Here is a 16,282-nt window from a genome sequence, read left to right on the forward strand (position 1 = left end):
GTTAGAATCTATTCAGGATTGGCTATTTTACGGAAAAGCCGGGCCGTTTAAAAGCAAGCCTGACATCCGGGGCCCCACTCAGTTATACTCGTGGCGTTTAATTTCACGGGATCCTCAAAGTGACTCGCAGCTACCGATTACTCTTTACCGCCCTGTGCTGCCTGCTGTTTGCAGCCTGCTCCAGTACTCCGCCCACCCCAACTCTGTCTGCCTCACAGCAAGCAGCGAACTGGAAGAACTATCAGAAAAATGCAGACTCACTCACCGACTGGACCCTGCGAGGCAAGCTGGCCCTCATCACTCCGGATCAAAAAGGCAGCCTGAATCTCTTTTGGCAAAACCGGGATACCAACTACAAGATGGTGCTCAGTGACTTTTTCGGCCGCACCATTTTAACCCTGCAAAAGATCAATGATGAGTTTTATCTCACCGACAACCGCAATCATCATTACCAGACCAGCGAACCCGAAGCCCTCATCTATAATCTCACCGGTTTGATGATCCCCTTGCAGGCGCTTCCGAGCTGGGTCAAGGGAGTGCCCCTCCCTCAGCAGCAGAAGGTGATCAAGGGCCCGCAGGGGCTACCGGCAACCTTTGTCCAGGGAAGCTGGCAGGCCGACTTCCAGGAATTCATGCAAAAGGGTAAGGTCCAGCTGCCGCAAAAGCTGAAAATCCAGGAGCATCAGGAAAAACTGACCCTTAAACTTGCGATCTACGACTGGAGTCTTCATGCCTGAACTCGATTATTGGCCCGCCCCGGCAAAACTAAATCTGTTTTTACATATCAACGGGCGCCGGTCCGATGGCTATCATGAGCTGCAGACGCTGTTCCAGTTTATAGAGATAGAGGATGAGCTGCGCTTTGAGATTAATGACAGCGGCAAGATCTCCCTGAAATGTGAGCCTGAAACCGATTTTCCTGCGGAGAAAAATCTTGTGGTCAAGGCGGCGCGGCGCTTACAGGAGCTCACTGGCTGCTCCCTGGGCGCCGATATCCAGCTGTCGAAACGGATCCCGATGGGCGGAGGCCTGGGAGGCGGCTCATCCGATGCTGCGACCACCCTGGTGGCACTTAATCAGTTGTGGAACCTTGGGCTGTCACGGGAGCAACTGGCCAAACTCGGTGCGGCCTTAGGGGCCGACGTCCCGGTCTTTGTCAGGGGGCATGCCGCATTTGCCGAGGGGATCGGAGAGATTCTGACACCCGCTCATCCCCGGGAACCCTGGTACCTGGTGTTAGTCCCCGACTGCCACGTCAGCACTGTGGATATTTTCACCGATCCTGAATTGATCCGGGACACACCTAAGCTTGTGGTAGAAAACCGGAGCGCAGAAGCGTGGAAAAATGACTGCCAGCCTTTGGTGGCTAAAAAACATCCCGAGGTTGCCAATGCGCTGAACTGGCTGCTAGAATACGCGCCGTCGAGACTAACGGGTACCGGTGGCTGTGTGTTTGCTTCGTTTGAAACCGAGGCTGCTGCTCGTGAAACCCTTGCAAGAGCACCCGAGGCTTTGAATGGATTTATAGCGAAGGGGGCGAATGTATCACCTCTTGAAGGCGTCTTGCAACTGATTTCTGATTGAGTGGTGTCGATTGCTGAAAAATGCATCTTCACGGCTTATAAAAAACCCCCACAACTGCATGCAAACCTGAGGTTTATACCGTGCCTGACATGAAGCTATTTGCTGGTAATGCTAATCCCGAACTTGCACAAAAAGTCGCTGGACGTCTGTTCACCAAGCTGGGCTGTGCCACTGTAGGCCGCTTTAGCGATGGCGAAATCTGCGTCGAGATCAACGAGAATGTGCGTGGCGGTGATATCTTCATTATCCAGTCAACCTGTGCCCCGACCAATGACAACCTGATGGAGCTGATCGTGATGATCGATGCTCTGCGCCGCGCTTCTGCTGGTCGTATCACTGCGGTAATCCCCTACTTCGGGTATGCGCGTCAAGATCGCCGTATTCGCTCCGCCCGGGTGCCAATCACCGCCAAGGTTGTTGCCGACTTCCTGTCCAGCGTTGGTGTTGACCGTGTCCTGACCGTCGACCTTCACGCCGAGCAGATCCAGGGCTTCTTCGATGTGCCTGTGGACAATGTATTTGGCAGCCCCTTCCTGCTGGAAGATATGCGCAGCAAACAGCTTGAAGATCCGGTTGTTGTTTCTCCGGATATCGGTGGCGTAGTTCGCGCCCGTGCCATTGCCAAGCTACTCGATGATACCGATATGGCGATCATCGACAAGCGCCGTCCTCGTGCCAACGTTTCCCAGGTGATGCACCTGATTGGTGATGTTGCCGGCCGTGACTGCATCATTGTCGATGACATGATTGATACCGCAGGCACCCTGAGCAAGGCCGCCGAAGCCCTGAAAGAGCGTGGTGCTAAGCGAGTATTTGCCTACGCTACTCACCCGATTTTCTCGGGCAACGCAGCCCAGAACATCATCGAATCTGTCATCGATGAGGTGATTGTTACCGACTCTATCCCACTGTCTGATGAAATTCGTGCCATCGACAAGGTTAAGCAGGTCTCTTTGAGCCCGATGCTGGCCGAGGCGATTCGCCGCATCAGCAACGAAGAGTCTATCTCTGCAATGTTTGAGCACTAAGGCTCTCAAGTGGAGCCTCGAATGAGGCTCCAGCTTCCCGATACCTGTTCTCTTAAGAGCACATATTTTTTAATGATCCTCTTTATTAAAAATATACTGCCGAATGATATTCTGATTTATCACAGCCTCTCAGCAGCCCCCACATCATTTTAAATCTCTTTTGAATTTTTGACTCATTCCATCGCAGCTCAAGAGATAGATCTTTCTTTTGAGAAAATATGGCACTCCAAATAAAAATCTCAGTTTAATCAAACAACTAGATTGAACTCTCCCTGTCCTCAAGCTAACTCTCTGAGTCCTGATCGCTCCAGGCAATAAAAATCAAGACCTGAATAATCCCCAAATCCTCCTCAGTTGCCGCAGAGCAAACTTGCCTCCATGATGAGCCAAACTAATCAGCAAACAATGACCAGACTTTCCGGTTCACCCATGAGTCATCCCATCCTGCTGCAGACAGCTCTGTGTATGTTTACAGGCTGCAACATGCTGCCCGCGGTTTAAACGACTTATAAATCGAATTGAAGTCCATGGGCTTTTGATCAGCTGCGATTGAGATTGGTATCACTGCGCTCTTTCATCGATTATTACCCAGAACACAAGCGAGGTATTTTGTGTCGACTCACTCTTCTCTAAATGTTTTCAGGCAGCCGAAGGCCTTCTATCTGACTTTCTCCATTGAACTTTGGGAACGCTTTGGTTTTTATGGCGTCCAGGGGATCCTGACCCTGTTCCTTGTGCATCAGTTCAAATTACCTGAAGCCAGCTCTTTCATCCTGTTTGGTGCCTTCACCGCCCTGGTTTATGGTGGTACCTCCATTGGAGGTTGGCTTGGCGATAACATCCTCGGCACCAAGCGGGTGATCCTGCTCGGTGCCATCACCCTGGCACTGGGTTACCTGTTACTCTCTCTAGCCAAAAGCCATGTCGAAATAGTCTATCTTGGGATGGGATTTGTCGCGATCGGTAACTGTCTGTTTAAGGCCAATCCATCCAGCTTGCTGTCCAAGGTTTACTCCAGGGATGATCCCAGGCTTGATGGTGCCTTTACCATGTATTACATGGCGATCAATATCGGTGGATTCATCTCAACCCTGCTCACACCCTGGATAGCACAGCATTATGGCTGGAATGCCGGGTTTGTTCTGTGCTTTATCGGGCTCATCCTGACCCTTGCCAACTTCCTGTTCTGCAGGCGCTGGGTTCATCAGTACGGATCCCCTGCTGACTTCAAACCCGTGAACTCAGGCGCCATGCTTATCACAGTGGCCGGGATCCTGATCTGCTCTTTTGTTGGGGCCTGGCTGCTGCAACACCTGAGTGTTGCCCACTGGCTGCTGACCCTCATCTCCATCGTTGCTATCTTTATCTTCTTTAAGGAGGCATTCGGATTGAGGGGAAGTGATCGCGCCAAGATGCTGATCGCCTTCATCCTGATGCTCGAAGCGGTGATCTTCTTTATCCTGTATATGCAGATGCCCACCTCTCTGAATTTCTTCGCGGCACATAATGTAAACCATAACGTGCTGGGGCTCTCCCTGGAAACGGCGCAGTTTCAGGCTCTCAACCCCCTGTGGATCATGGTTGCCAGTCCGCTGCTGGCAATGCTGTATAACAAGCTGGGAGATAAGATGCCGATCTCGGCCAAATTTGCGATCGGCATGTTGCTCTGTAGCTTGGCATTTTTAGTGCTGCCGCTGGGTGCTCATTTTGCGAATGCCCAGGGGATCATCTCATCTGGCTGGTTAGTTGCGAGCTATGGATTTCAATCCGTGGGAGAGCTGATGATCTCCGGTCTGGGGCTGTCGATGGTTGCCCAGCTAGTCCCCAGCGCCTGATGGGATTTATCATGGGCCTTTGGTTTCTTACCGCAGCGATTGCCGGGGTATTAGCAGGCTATGTGGCGGCTCTCACTGCAGCTCCAGCTGGGATCTCCGCTCCCAATCAGACCCTGCCCATCTACAGCCATGTGTTCCTGGAAATTGGGATCTCAACGGCCATTGTGGCCCTGATCATGCTGGCCACAGCCCCTGCCCTCACCCGGGTGATCCAGGGAGAGAGTCAATCCCCTCAATCTCCTGAAGGGAGCCCCTCTTTATAATCCCTCAACTCTCGAAGCCGCCCATTCACAGGGCGACTTTGAGATTATGCTAAAGGATAGCAGCCCTCTTTGAGCTAAGAAGTGCCCTGAATCGTAGGCTTTATCCTGTTTAATCCAAGTGCTTCATTCATCCATCTCGGGTATCAGGAGTAGTGGTTACTTTTGGCATCGAGCATACGGGAAGCAATTTCTTTTCTAAGGCGCACCCAAGGTAAGAAGCCAGGTAGCCATAGAAACTCATGGATGAGATTTGGACTCACGATGGGGCTGAAATGATTTTAAGACGGTTCAGACACTGCAGCTGACTTTTATGCTAAATCCCCATTTTACCGACCTATTCTGTCGCTCAAAGCCTGAATATTTGAAATTTTTAGCAGGTTAACTCTAAGTTAACCGTATTAACAACGGGTTAGATCAAAACATTGCACATAAAATACAAAACACTCCGAATGAAAATCGCCAATACAGCCTAAGGTGTGAATAATATTTTAATATCCGAATGACAACTCCCAGATAGGATCTCGGATAAATTTCCTCAACTCAAGATCCGCTCCGAGAGAAATAATCGGTTCGATTATCAGAAAGTTAGCTGTTAACCCTTCAAGTGAGGCCACCGGATGCCAGAAAACCAGAACAATACAAAAATCAAAAGATCAAGCATCGAATTTATAACTCATTATTGATAAATCATCCACAAACCACCAACATAAATCGCTCATAAAAAACAACAATAACAATGATTCTTATTACATATTTCAAATGAGCGAGGTAATTCATTGTGACACACCAGTCTTCACACAATTCATTAAACGTATTCAGGCAACCCAAAGCCTTCTATATGATTTTCTCTGTTGAACTTTGGGAACGCTTTGGCTTCTATGGTATGCAGGCAATTCTGACCCTGTATATGGTTCACCACCTAAAGCTCCCTGAAACCGCTTCTTTTGTTCTATTCGGTGCTTTTACAGCCCTGGTTTATGGAGGAGGCTCGATTGGGGGGTGGCTGGGCGATAAGGTTCTGGGCACCAAGCGAGTCATTTTATTGGGTGCAACCACCCTGGGCATCGGCTATTTAATACTTGCCGTAGCATCCAACTCTAGCTTTATGGTGTATCTTGCGATGGGGGTTATCGCCATCGGTAACTGTCTATTCAAAGCCAACCCTTCGAGTCTGCTATCAAAGCTATATACCGAAGATGATCCCCGGTTACATGGGGCTTTCACTATGTATTACATGTCAATCAACATCGGCGCCTTTGTATCTATGTTGATCACCCCGGTTCTGGCGAGTAAGTTCGGCTGGAACGCCGCCTTCATGCTTAGTTTCATCGGCATGATGGCTGCGGTTTTAAACTTTATACTCTGTAGTGGTTGGACAAAAGCCTATGGCTCTGCGGCCGACTTCCTTCCTGTAAATAAATCTTATCTATTGCTGACCATTATCGGCACTGTCATCGCTTCTTTTATCGCAGCCTGGTTACTGCAACACCTGGACTTTGCCCATGGGATCCTCACCATCATTGCCGTCATCGCCGTTGGGATCTACTTTAAGGAGGCTTTTGCACTCAAGGGGACCGAGCGTGCCAAGATGCTGGTTGCTTTCGTTTTGATGCTGGAAGCCATCATATTCTGGGTTCTCTACAATCAGATGCCGATGTCCCTGAACTTTTTTGCCGTACATAATGTGACTCGGAATATCTTTGGCATCGCAATTGAGCCAGCTCAATTCCAGAGCCTTAATCCGTTTTGGATCATGCTGGCCAGCCCCCTGTTGGCAATGATCTACAACGTTCTTGGCGACAAGCTACCGATCGCCACTAAGTTCGCAATCGGCATGGTTCTATGCTCACTGGCGTTCCTGATTCTGCCTCTTGGAGCTCACTATGCAAATGCTCAGGGCATGGTTTCCTCTTACTGGGTCGTCTTAAGTTATGGCCTTCAGTCTGTAGGTGAGCTAATGATTGCCGGATTAGGCTTGGCTATGATTGCGCAACTGGTCCCACAACGCTTGATGGGGTTTATCATGGGGATCTGGATGCTGACAACCGCCGTTGCCAGTATCCTGGCAGGCTATGTGGCAGCGCTAACCGCTGCCCCCAAAGGGATCACAGATCCATTACAAACTCTGCCTATCTATAGCCACGTGTTTCTGGAGATAGGCGTCTCTACAGCCGTAGTCGCCTTGCTGATGGTGATGACAGCGCCCATGCTCACCCGGGTGATCCAGGGTAGCCCACGGGATAAGGCTACAGCCCAAGCACTCTCATCCTAATTAATGGCAGGATTGAGTGGCTTCTGGGAAGCCGCTCAATCTGATTCATCCAATTTGGGATTCAATTGTTTTCGCTCCTGCGCATTAGTCCAGACTTTGTTGTTTATACGGAAAAACGCAGATTTTTTAACCACGCATTGACTCTGAATAAGAATTCTTTCATCTAAAGCTGCTGTAGATCACAAAAAATTACTAAGCACCCTCCTCTTTTGCCCTCCAAACTAAAAATAATCTGCAACCATATAACTAATACACCGAACATGTTTCAGCAATGTTACAAACTGAATGCATAAAGTAATGACTAAAAAGAGTGATATATAGCAGAGTGGCCTGTTTATAAAACAGACAGCGCAACCCCCGCAACCAACCTATAAAATCCTAATATATCAATATGTTGATATTATTTTGATGATTATTAATTCTTTTTTGCAATCTCTCTCACTGGTCAAAAAGCTGAAAAATAATCATCGAACCTAAAGCCTGCTATTGAAAAGTTATTTACAAACAATGAATATAAGTAGCTCGCAAAAATAATAACAACAATGCTTTTTTACAAACTCTAAACATGAGAGGTTCTTTACTGTGTCACACGATGCGTCACAAAATTCATTAAATGTGTTCAGGCAGCCCAAAGCCTTCTATATGATTTTCTCGGTAGAGCTTTGGGAGCGTTTTGGCTTCTACGGCATGCAAGCCATCCTGACCCTTTACATGGTCCACCACCTTAAACTCCCCGAAACAGCATCTTTTGTTCTGTTTGGAGCATTCACCGCCCTGGTTTACGGTGGAGGCTCGATTGGGGGTTGGCTGGGCGATAAGGTACTGGGAACCAAGCGGATCATCCTGCTGGGTGCAACCACTCTGGGAATCGGTTATCTGCTACTGGGACTTGCTTCTGACAGCACCTATATGGTGTACCTGGCGATGGGGGTTATCGCGATCGGTAACTGCCTGTTCAAGGCCAACCCCTCAAGCCTGCTGTCAAAGCTCTATGCTGAAGATGATCCTCGTCTGCATGGTGCTTTCACCATGTACTATATGTCGATCAATATCGGTGCCTTTGTCTCCATGCTGATCACCCCGATCCTGGCAAGCCATTTCGGCTGGAACGCCGCCTTCATGCTGAGTTTTGTCGGTATGATGGCCGCTGTGCTCAACTTTATGTTGTGTAGCCGATGGGTTAAGGATTATGGCTCCCCTGCCGATTTCAAGCCCCTGAAAAAATCCACCTTCCTGGCGGTCATTGCCGGCACGGTCGCGGCATCATTTATCTCCGCCTGGCTGCTGCAACACCTGACAGTGGCACACTGGATCCTGACAATCGTTGCTATCGCTGCAATCGCATTCTTTTTTAAAGAGGCGTTTGCCCTCAAGGGTAATGACCGCGCCAAGATGCTGGTCGCCTTTGTGCTGATGATCCAGGCGGTGATCTTCTTCATCCTGTATATGCAGATGCCAACCTCACTGAACTTCTTTGCGGTTCATAACGTGACTCACGATATCTTCGGGATCCCGGTAGAACCTGCGCAGTTTCAGGCCCTGAATCCGCTGTGGATCATGCTGGCCAGTCCACTGCTGGCCATGCTCTATAACGTGATGGGAGATAAACTACCGATTGCCACTAAGTTTGCGATTGGTATGCTGCTGTGCTGCCTGGCATTCCTGGTACTGCCACTGGGCGCTAAATTTGCCAATGCACAGGGGATCGTCTCTTCCGGCTGGGTTGTTCTGAGCTATGGCCTGCAATCTGTCGGAGAGCTGATGATCTCCGGTCTGGGACTGGCGATGGTTGCCCAGCTGGTTCCTCAGCGCCTGATGGGCTTTATCATGGGGATCTGGCTGCTGACAACAGCTGTTGCCAGTATTCTGGCCGGCTATGTTGCCGCACTAACTGCGGCTCCCAAGGGGATCACCGACCCGTTGCAGACCCTGCCTATCTATAGCCATGTATTCATGGAGATCGGTATCTCTACCGCAGTGATCGCTATACTGATGCTTCTGACCGCTCCAATGCTGACTCGTATCATCAATGGCGGTAAGCAGGGGTCTCTGACTGAGAAGACCGCTTAATCTCCTTTAACTGAAAAAAGACCGGCGGTGAGCCCTGCTCAGCGCCGGCCTTTTTTTAGGTCAAGCAAATCCAAAAGAGTCCCAAAGCCCCCGGAAAGCCACCAATCTCTCCAATTGACGCCATTTCACTATAAAGTTTTGCATTTGACTGCATTCTCTGTAGAAACCCCTGAGAAGATAGCAATAAGCTAATATTTTATATTGGTTTATGCAGATAAAACTGCATAAACTCACGGCTCAGACAGAGGCCCACCCCTTGCGGATACAGACTGCAACAAAACTTATCTCGCACAGGGATCGCTCAATAAACAACCAAAAGAAAACACCTTAAAAAACAAAAGACTAGACAAAAACACACTAACAAAATAAACACCAGCAAAAACACTTGATTAACAAACTTTTTTGATAGGCATTTCATATTTTTACAAACTATTTCTGAATGAAGCTTGACCGATGGTGCTTAAATCCTGAATATAGTGCGTTCGAAAATAATAAAAAAATAACTTTCTGAAATTCAATTAAGCAGAGAGGTTCAACTGTGTCACAAACATCACTTAACGTATTCAGGCAACCGAAATCCTTCTATATGATCTTTTCGATCGAGCTGTGGGAGCGCTTTGGCTACTACGGCATGCAGGGGATTTTGACGCTGTTTTTGGTAAACCACCTGGGATTACCTGAAGCAACATCATTTACCCTGTTTGGAGCATTCGCCGCCCTGGTTTACGGAGGAGTTTCAATCGGTGGTTGGCTGGGAGATAAGATCCTCGGAACCAAGCGAGTGATCCTGCTCGGAGCCATCACCCTGGCCTTTGGTTACCTGCTGCTTGCCCTTGCCGGAGACAGCATGCACCTGGTTTACCTGTCGATGGGCTTCATCGCCGTGGGTAACGGTCTGTTCAAGGCAAACCCATCCAGCTTACTGTCTAAGCTGTATGATGCAGACGATCCCCGCCTGGACGGTGCCTTCACCATGTACTACATGGCGATCAATATCGGCTCCTTCATCTCCATGCTGGCGACCCCATTCCTTGCCAGCAAATACGGATGGAACATCGCGTTCATGCTCTGCTTCATCGGTATGGTTGTGACTATTATTAATTTCCTGTTCTGTAAAAACTGGGTTGCCCCTTATGGTTCGGCCCCGGATTTCCAGCCCGTGAACCGCTCACACCTGCTGCTGACCATACTGGGAACCATAGTGATCTCATTCGTCGCTTCCTGGTTGCTGCAAAACCTGACCATCGCTCACTGGTTCCTGGCGATCGTCTCCCTGGGTGTGGTTGTGATCTTCTTTAAAGAAGCCTTTGCCCTGCACGGTAAAGAGCGCGCCAAGATGCTGATCGCCTTTATCCTGATGCTTGAGGCCGTTATCTTCTTCATTCTTTACAGTCAGATGCCAACCTCCCTGAACTTCTTTGCGGTGCATAACGTGACTCACGATATCTTTGGCATCGCGATTGAACCGGCCCAGTTCCAGAGCCTGAATCCATTCTGGATCATGCTGGCGAGCCCACTGCTGGCGATGGCCTACAACACCCTGGGCGATAAGCTGCCTATCGCGACTAAGTTTGCGATCGGCATGGTGCTCTGTTCTCTGGCCTTCCTGGTGCTGCCTCTGGGGGCAAAATACGCCAACGCTCAGGGCCTGGTAAACTCAAACTGGGTGGTTCTGAGCTATGGTCTGCAGTCTATCGGTGAGCTGATGATCTCCGGCCTTGGCCTGGCGATGGTTGCTCAGCTGGTTCCTCAGCGCCTGATGGGCTTTATCATGGGAGCCTGGTTCCTGACCACGGCAGCAGCAAGCGTTATCGCCGGTTATGTTGCGACCCTGACCGCGGCGCCTGAAGGGGTGACCGACAAGTTTCAGACCCTGGATATCTACAGCCATGTGTTCCTGCAGATCGGTATCGTCACCGCGGTGATCGCCGTACTGATGCTGATCACAGCGCCTATGCTGACCCGGATTATCACCAGCGGTAGTGCTGAAGATAAAGCGTCTCAGGCTGCTCCTGAAGCGGCTTAATCTGATACTGAGTTGAGTCTGACTCAACTCATTGCTAGGATATGCCATCCTGCGGTGAAGGTTTCACCGCAGGATGTTTTTTATAGGGCATCATCTCTTATCCAAGCGGTAGTAAAACGACGTGAAAAACTCAATCCAACTGATCGTCGGCCTGGGAAATCCTGGCCAGGAATATGCGGCAACCCGGCATAATGTTGGGGCCTGGTTTGTCGAGCGCCTCGCGGCTCGCCACCAGCTCTCCCTTAAAGAGGATCGCAAATTCTTTGGCTATACAGGGCGGGTGCGTATCCAGGATCAAGAGGTGCATTTGCTGATCCCAACCACCTATATGAATCTCAGTGGCCAGGCACTGTCTGCCCTGGCACGTTTTTACAAGATTGGGGTCGAAAATATTCTGGTAGTTCACGATGAACTGGATCTTCCCCCCGGGGTTGCCCGCTTTAAAAAAGGGGGCGGTGCCGGAGGACATAATGGACTCAAAGATATAATCCAGAAACTCGGTAACAACAAAGAGTTTTACAGACTGCGCATCGGTATCGGTCATCCGGGCTCTAAAGACAGGGTTCATGGCTTTGTTCTGGGCAAGCCCTGCCCTAAAGAGCTGGCTCTGATCGATGAAGCGATCGATGAAGCTCTGACATGCAGCGAATTGTGGCTAAAACAGGATCTTCCCCGGGCGATGAACCGCCTGCATTCCTTTAATGCCAATCCATCTTAATTAATCAAGAGTATCTGAATCATGGGTTTTAAATGTGGTATCGTCGGCCTGCCAAATGTTGGCAAATCGACCCTCTTTAACGCACTGACCAAGGCCGGTATCGATGCAGCAAACTTCCCGTTCTGCACCATCGAGCCTAATACTGGTGTGGTTCCTGTGCCTGATCTGCGCCTGGATCAACTGGCGGCGATCGTCTCTCCCCAACGGGTCATCCCAACCACCATGGAGTTTGTGGATATTGCAGGCCTGGTGAAGGGCGCCTCTAAGGGGGAAGGTCTCGGCAACCAGTTCCTGGCCAATATTCGTGAGACCGATGCGATTGGCCACGTGGTTCGCTGCTTTGAAGATGACAACATTGTTCATGTTTCCGGTAAGGTTCATCCGGGTGAAGATATTGATGTGATCAATACCGAGCTGGCCCTGTCCGACCTTGAGAGCTGTGAGCGCGCGATCACCCGGGTTGCGAAAAAGGCCAAGGGTGGCGATAAGGATGCCAAGTTCGAGCTGCAGGTTCTGGAGAAGATCCTGCCACACCTTGAGCAGGCCGAGATGGTTCGCTCGGTGGAGCTCAGCAAAGAGGAGAAGGCCGCGGTTGCCTACATCAACTTCCTCACTGCGAAGCCCACCATGTATATCGCCAACGTCAATGAAGATGGCTTTGAGAATAACCCCTACCTGGATCAGGTTCGTGAGATCGCGGCCAAAGAGAACTCTGTGGTGGTTGCCGTGTGTGCCGCTATCGAATCAGATATCGCCGAGCTGGATGCCGAGGAAGCCGCCGAGTTCATGGAGGAGATGGGACTCGAAGAGCCGGGCCTGAACCGGGTGATCCGCTCCGGTTATGAACTATTGCACCTGCAAACCTACTTCACCGCGGGTGTCAAAGAGGTTCGCGCCTGGACTACACCTATCGGGGCCACCGCTCCTCAGGCCGCAGGTAAGATCCATACCGACTTTGAGAAAGGCTTTATCCGGGCCGAGGTGATCGGTTTTGATGACTACATCAGCTGCAATGGCGAGCAGGGCGCTAAAGAGGCAGGCAAGTGGCGCCTGGAAGGCAAAGAATATATCGTCAAAGATGGCGATGTGATCCACTTCCGCTTTAACGTATAAGTCTGTCAGCCTGTGTTGTGACTAAAGTGCCGCCCCATCCGGGCGGCATTTTTTATGCGTCATCAGACAAGCATGGGCGATCGCTCCCTTGCCTTCAATTGAGCCCCTTATAGGCCTCCACCAAATCCTTGGGGGGCTGCATATCGTACTTCTCATAGACGCCATTGAGCTTACCCTGCTGATAAAGCTTAATCAGGGTGTCATTAAAGCGCTTGATGAGTGATGCCGAATTGTGGGCCTTGGCAAAGCCGATGTAGTATTTAAGCTGCCTGTGCATTCCTGCGTAACGAATATTGTCCAGCTCCAGTTTATTGATCAGGGCATAGCCCACATCCCGGTTGGAGTAGACGGCGTCCACCTTGCCATCGGATAAGTTCTGAAACTGCCGCTCATCATCATTGGTGACACTAACTGCCAGCTTATTAATATTCTCTTTGATCTTGAGCAGGGACTTTTCGGTATTTGAAGGGCCGTAGACTCCCACATGATAATCGAGAATATCCGTCTCTTTGGTGAACTTTAGGGGGTTATCTTTTCTCACAAAAATGCCGTATTCGGTGTCTATGATGGGCGGTGAGAAATAAAAGATTTTACTTCGCTCTTCATTCCAGCCAATGACAAACAGGCCATTTTTACGGCCATGCTCAACAAACCACTGAGCCCTGAGCCAGTTCATCAGCTGAAAAGAGCAGCTCATCTCCATCGCGTGGCACACCTCACGGATAATATCCGCCGCGGGCCCGGAGACCACATGCTTATCTTTGTAGTTAAAAGGATAAAAGTCCTGGGTAGCAAAGCTAAACTGGGCCCGGCTCACTGGGCTAAACAGCAAAAAGCTGGCACACAGTATAGATACCAGAAGAATTGACTTATTCATGCCAAACATCCTTGTCCACACTCCTCTATTGATAAAGGTAGTTAAGGAGCCGCCATGCTGCCCAGAAGCCTGATTTTTTTGCCAGAACCCAGTGCCGGTTGATGGAGCAAGGCTCCCCTGGTGACTCAGCCAAAACCTGCTTCGAACGGGTTATGAATCCCTGGAAGGAGAACCGGGTTTAAACCTCCCGATAAAGAGTAATCCACCCAGAGCCCTTTGAGATAGTGTTATCCCCGGGATGAAACTATCCTTTTCTAAAAGCCCCCCTGACATCATAAGGCCTCATGCAGCGACTGGAGAGATGGCTAAGAAAGCTTAAGATCCCGATCCGCCTTAGTGTCGGATATGTCTTGCTGCTGTTAGTCACCCTGGTGGTGGGAGATATTATCTTCTACTACCAGGTCAAACAGGTGGTGAAGCAGGGAATCGAGCAGGAGCTCGAAAAAACCACCTCGGCGATCCTTCATCAGGTGAAGACAGCGGCCAATGTCGCGATCCGCAGCCACCTGCGTGGAGTGGCAGAAGCAAACCTTGAGCAGATAAGCTCACTCTATCGCCAGGTTCAGGCCGGAAAGATTAGCAGAGCGCAGGCCGAGGAGAAGGTTCATCAGCAGATGCAGGCACAATCAATCGGGGAGCGCGGTTATCTCTACATCATCGATAGCCTGGGAAACATAGTCCACCATCGTCGTGATGCACTCAAGGGAGTCGATCTCTCCTACTACCCCTTCATCCAGCAGCAGATCGCTAAGAAGCAGGGCTATATGGAGTACGTCTGGAAAAACCCGGATGAGCGAACCCCTCAGGAAAAAGCCCTGTATATGACCTACTTCAAGCCCTGGGACTGGATCATATCGGTCTCAACCTACAGAGATGAATTTCGAACCCTGCTCAATATCGATGACTTTCGCCACTCGGTGCTGGATATGCGTTTTGGCAAAACCGGCTACCCATTTATCATCAACACCGCAGGGGATATCATCATCCACCCCTTCCTGGAGGGAAATTTCTTTGAGATCAAAGACGATAATGGATTTCCCTTTTTCAGGGAGATCATCAATCAAAGAAACGGGATGCTCACCTACAGCTGGAAAAATCCGGGTGAGTCCGACTTTCGCAAAAAACTGGTCCTGTTTAACTATCTGTCCGAGCTGGACTGGATCGTGATCTCCTCCACCTATGAAGAGGAGATCTACGCCCCTCTGGACCGGCTTACCAAGCTCAATATCATCTCTCTCGCCCTGATATTGCTGCTGGTCCTTCCATTGTCTATTATCCTGAGCGCCTCTATTATCAATCCGCTCAAGCAGTTGATGTCACGCCTTGAGCTCGCTGCCAAAGGGGATTTTTCGATCCGCATGCCCCTGGACAGCAGCAAAGATGAGATCCACCAACTCGCGGAGTACTTTAACCGCTTCATGCAAGAGCTGGAGGAGTTCAGTATTTCGCTACATGGTGAAATAAACCAGCACCGCAGTACCCAGCGGGAGCTTAAAAAGCTCAATATTGAGCTGGAGCAAAGGGTTTTGGAGCGAACCCAGGAGTTGAATGCCTCAATTGAAACCCTGAAAAAAGCCCAGGCTCAGCTGGTCGAAGCCGAAAAGATGGCATCTCTAGGTACGGTAGTCGCCGGGGTCGCCCATGAGATCAACACCCCCATAGGCACAGCAATCACCGCCATCTCCTTTCTCAGGGAGCAAACCGAAAGCTTTGTTCAGGTCACCGCCAATAATCAGCTCAGCCGAAGCGGCTTAACAGGTTACACAGAAACGGCTCTGGAGTTGACTCAGGCGATTCATAGCAGCCTTCAGCGCGCCGCCAGCCTGATCCAGAGCTTTAAAGGGATCGCCGTCGATGAGAGCCGTGAAAACCTGCGGGTGTTTAATCTCAGAGAGCTGTTAGTCGATTATTTTGCAACGGTTCAATCTGAGCTCGACTCCCATCAAATCACCCTGAACCTGACTTGTGACCCAGATCTTGAACTTAGAAGTTACCCCAACACCTTCTCCCATATCATCTCTAACCTGGTGGTGAACTCCCTGCATCACGGCTTTGAAAATCGCCCATCCGGAATCATCAGCATTGAGGTTGATGCATCAGCATCCGCCCTAACCCTTAAATATCGGGATAACGGCAGCGGAATGAATGATAAGCAGTTAAAAAATATTTTTGAACCCTTCTATACCACTAAGCGGGGCAGTGGAGGAACAGGCTTGGGTATGCACCTGGTTTATAATCTGGTCACCCATATTCTGGGGGCCAGATAACCCTCAGTAGCAGAGTCAATGAATACACCTCAATCACCATCACCCTGCCGGCAAGCACCATTGCCCTCCCCGCTTAAGCATCAAAGCGATACACAAAAAAACAAACTTTTGTATTGATTTAAAACAATAATCGGCATATTTACAAAATTCAGAACATAAATCACAAGAATTTGATCATTTGTGATAGCCATCATTTTATTTGAATGGCGTTTTTAACATGATGTTCACC

The 16,282-nt window shown here is 49.8% G+C and carries 12 protein-coding genes; 11 read left to right on the forward strand and 1 reads right to left on the reverse strand.

Annotated elements, in window-relative coordinates; genetic code table 11:
* The first annotated feature begins 119 nt into the window (after positions 1–119).
* The 10 genes from lolB (at position 120) to ychF (ending at position 12,909) form a co-directional block, all read left to right on the forward strand.
* Positions 120–737 carry a lipoprotein insertase outer membrane protein LolB gene (lolB, locus tag DB847_RS18870; protein WP_159084746.1) on the forward strand — a complete coding sequence of 206 codons (618 nt, stop codon included), beginning with the start codon at positions 120–122 and terminating at the stop codon, positions 735–737.
* Positions 730–1,584 (forward strand): 4-(cytidine 5'-diphospho)-2-C-methyl-D-erythritol kinase, encoded by an 855-nt coding sequence (gene ispE, locus DB847_RS18875; protein ID WP_108652094.1) that lies wholly within the window; start codon positions 730–732, stop codon positions 1,582–1,584. The genes lolB and ispE overlap by 8 nt, the downstream gene beginning before the upstream one ends.
* Positions 1,585–1,664: 80 nt before the next feature.
* On the forward strand, positions 1,665–2,612 hold the full coding sequence (locus DB847_RS18880; RefSeq protein WP_159084747.1) for a ribose-phosphate pyrophosphokinase: 948 nt from the start codon (positions 1,665–1,667) through the stop codon (positions 2,610–2,612).
* Positions 2,613–3,223: 611 nt separating this feature from the next.
* The gene (locus DB847_RS18885; RefSeq protein WP_234418437.1) at positions 3,224–4,447 is read left to right on the forward strand and encodes an oligopeptide:H+ symporter; all 1,224 of its coding nucleotides are present in this window, start codon (positions 3,224–3,226) and stop codon (positions 4,445–4,447) included.
* Positions 4,448–4,458: 11 nt separating this feature from the next.
* The gene (locus DB847_RS25780) at positions 4,459–4,710 is read left to right on the forward strand and encodes a hypothetical protein (protein WP_234418438.1); all 252 of its coding nucleotides are present in this window, start codon (positions 4,459–4,461) and stop codon (positions 4,708–4,710) included.
* A 778-nt stretch (positions 4,711–5,488) separates the two neighbouring features.
* The gene (gene dtpA / locus DB847_RS18890; RefSeq protein ID WP_199911627.1) at positions 5,489–6,982 is read left to right on the forward strand and encodes a dipeptide/tripeptide permease DtpA; all 1,494 of its coding nucleotides are present in this window, start codon (positions 5,489–5,491) and stop codon (positions 6,980–6,982) included.
* Between the two features lie 582 nt (positions 6,983–7,564).
* Positions 7,565–9,052: a dipeptide/tripeptide permease DtpA gene (gene dtpA / locus DB847_RS18895; protein ID WP_108652097.1), complete on the forward strand. Its 1,488-nt coding sequence runs from the start codon at positions 7,565–7,567 to the stop codon at positions 9,050–9,052.
* A gap of 538 nt (positions 9,053–9,590) precedes the next feature.
* On the forward strand, positions 9,591–11,078 hold the full coding sequence (dtpA, locus tag DB847_RS18900) for a dipeptide/tripeptide permease DtpA (protein ID WP_199911628.1): 1,488 nt from the start codon (positions 9,591–9,593) through the stop codon (positions 11,076–11,078).
* Between the two features lie 121 nt (positions 11,079–11,199).
* Positions 11,200–11,796: an aminoacyl-tRNA hydrolase gene (pth, locus tag DB847_RS18905; protein WP_108652099.1), complete on the forward strand. Its 597-nt coding sequence runs from the start codon at positions 11,200–11,202 to the stop codon at positions 11,794–11,796.
* A gap of 21 nt (positions 11,797–11,817) precedes the next feature.
* Positions 11,818–12,909: a redox-regulated ATPase YchF gene (gene ychF, locus DB847_RS18910; RefSeq protein ID WP_108652100.1), complete on the forward strand. Its 1,092-nt coding sequence runs from the start codon at positions 11,818–11,820 to the stop codon at positions 12,907–12,909.
* A gap of 94 nt (positions 12,910–13,003) precedes the next feature.
* Here the strand turns inward: ychF and DB847_RS18915 are convergent, their stop codons facing one another.
* Positions 13,004–13,786: a substrate-binding periplasmic protein gene (locus DB847_RS18915; protein WP_159084748.1), complete on the reverse strand. Its 783-nt coding sequence runs from the start codon at positions 13,784–13,786 to the stop codon at positions 13,004–13,006.
* 284 nt (positions 13,787–14,070) lie between these two features.
* Here DB847_RS18915 and DB847_RS18920 point away from each other — a divergent pair, with 284 nt between their 5' ends.
* Positions 14,071–16,053 carry a sensor histidine kinase gene (locus DB847_RS18920; protein WP_108652102.1) on the forward strand — a complete coding sequence of 661 codons (1,983 nt, stop codon included), beginning with the start codon at positions 14,071–14,073 and terminating at the stop codon, positions 16,051–16,053.
* The last annotated feature ends 229 nt before the right edge of the window (positions 16,054–16,282 follow it).

Source organism: Dongshaea marina, assembly GCF_003072645.1.
GTDB classification, from domain to species: domain Bacteria; phylum Pseudomonadota; class Gammaproteobacteria; order Enterobacterales; family Aeromonadaceae; genus Dongshaea; species Dongshaea marina.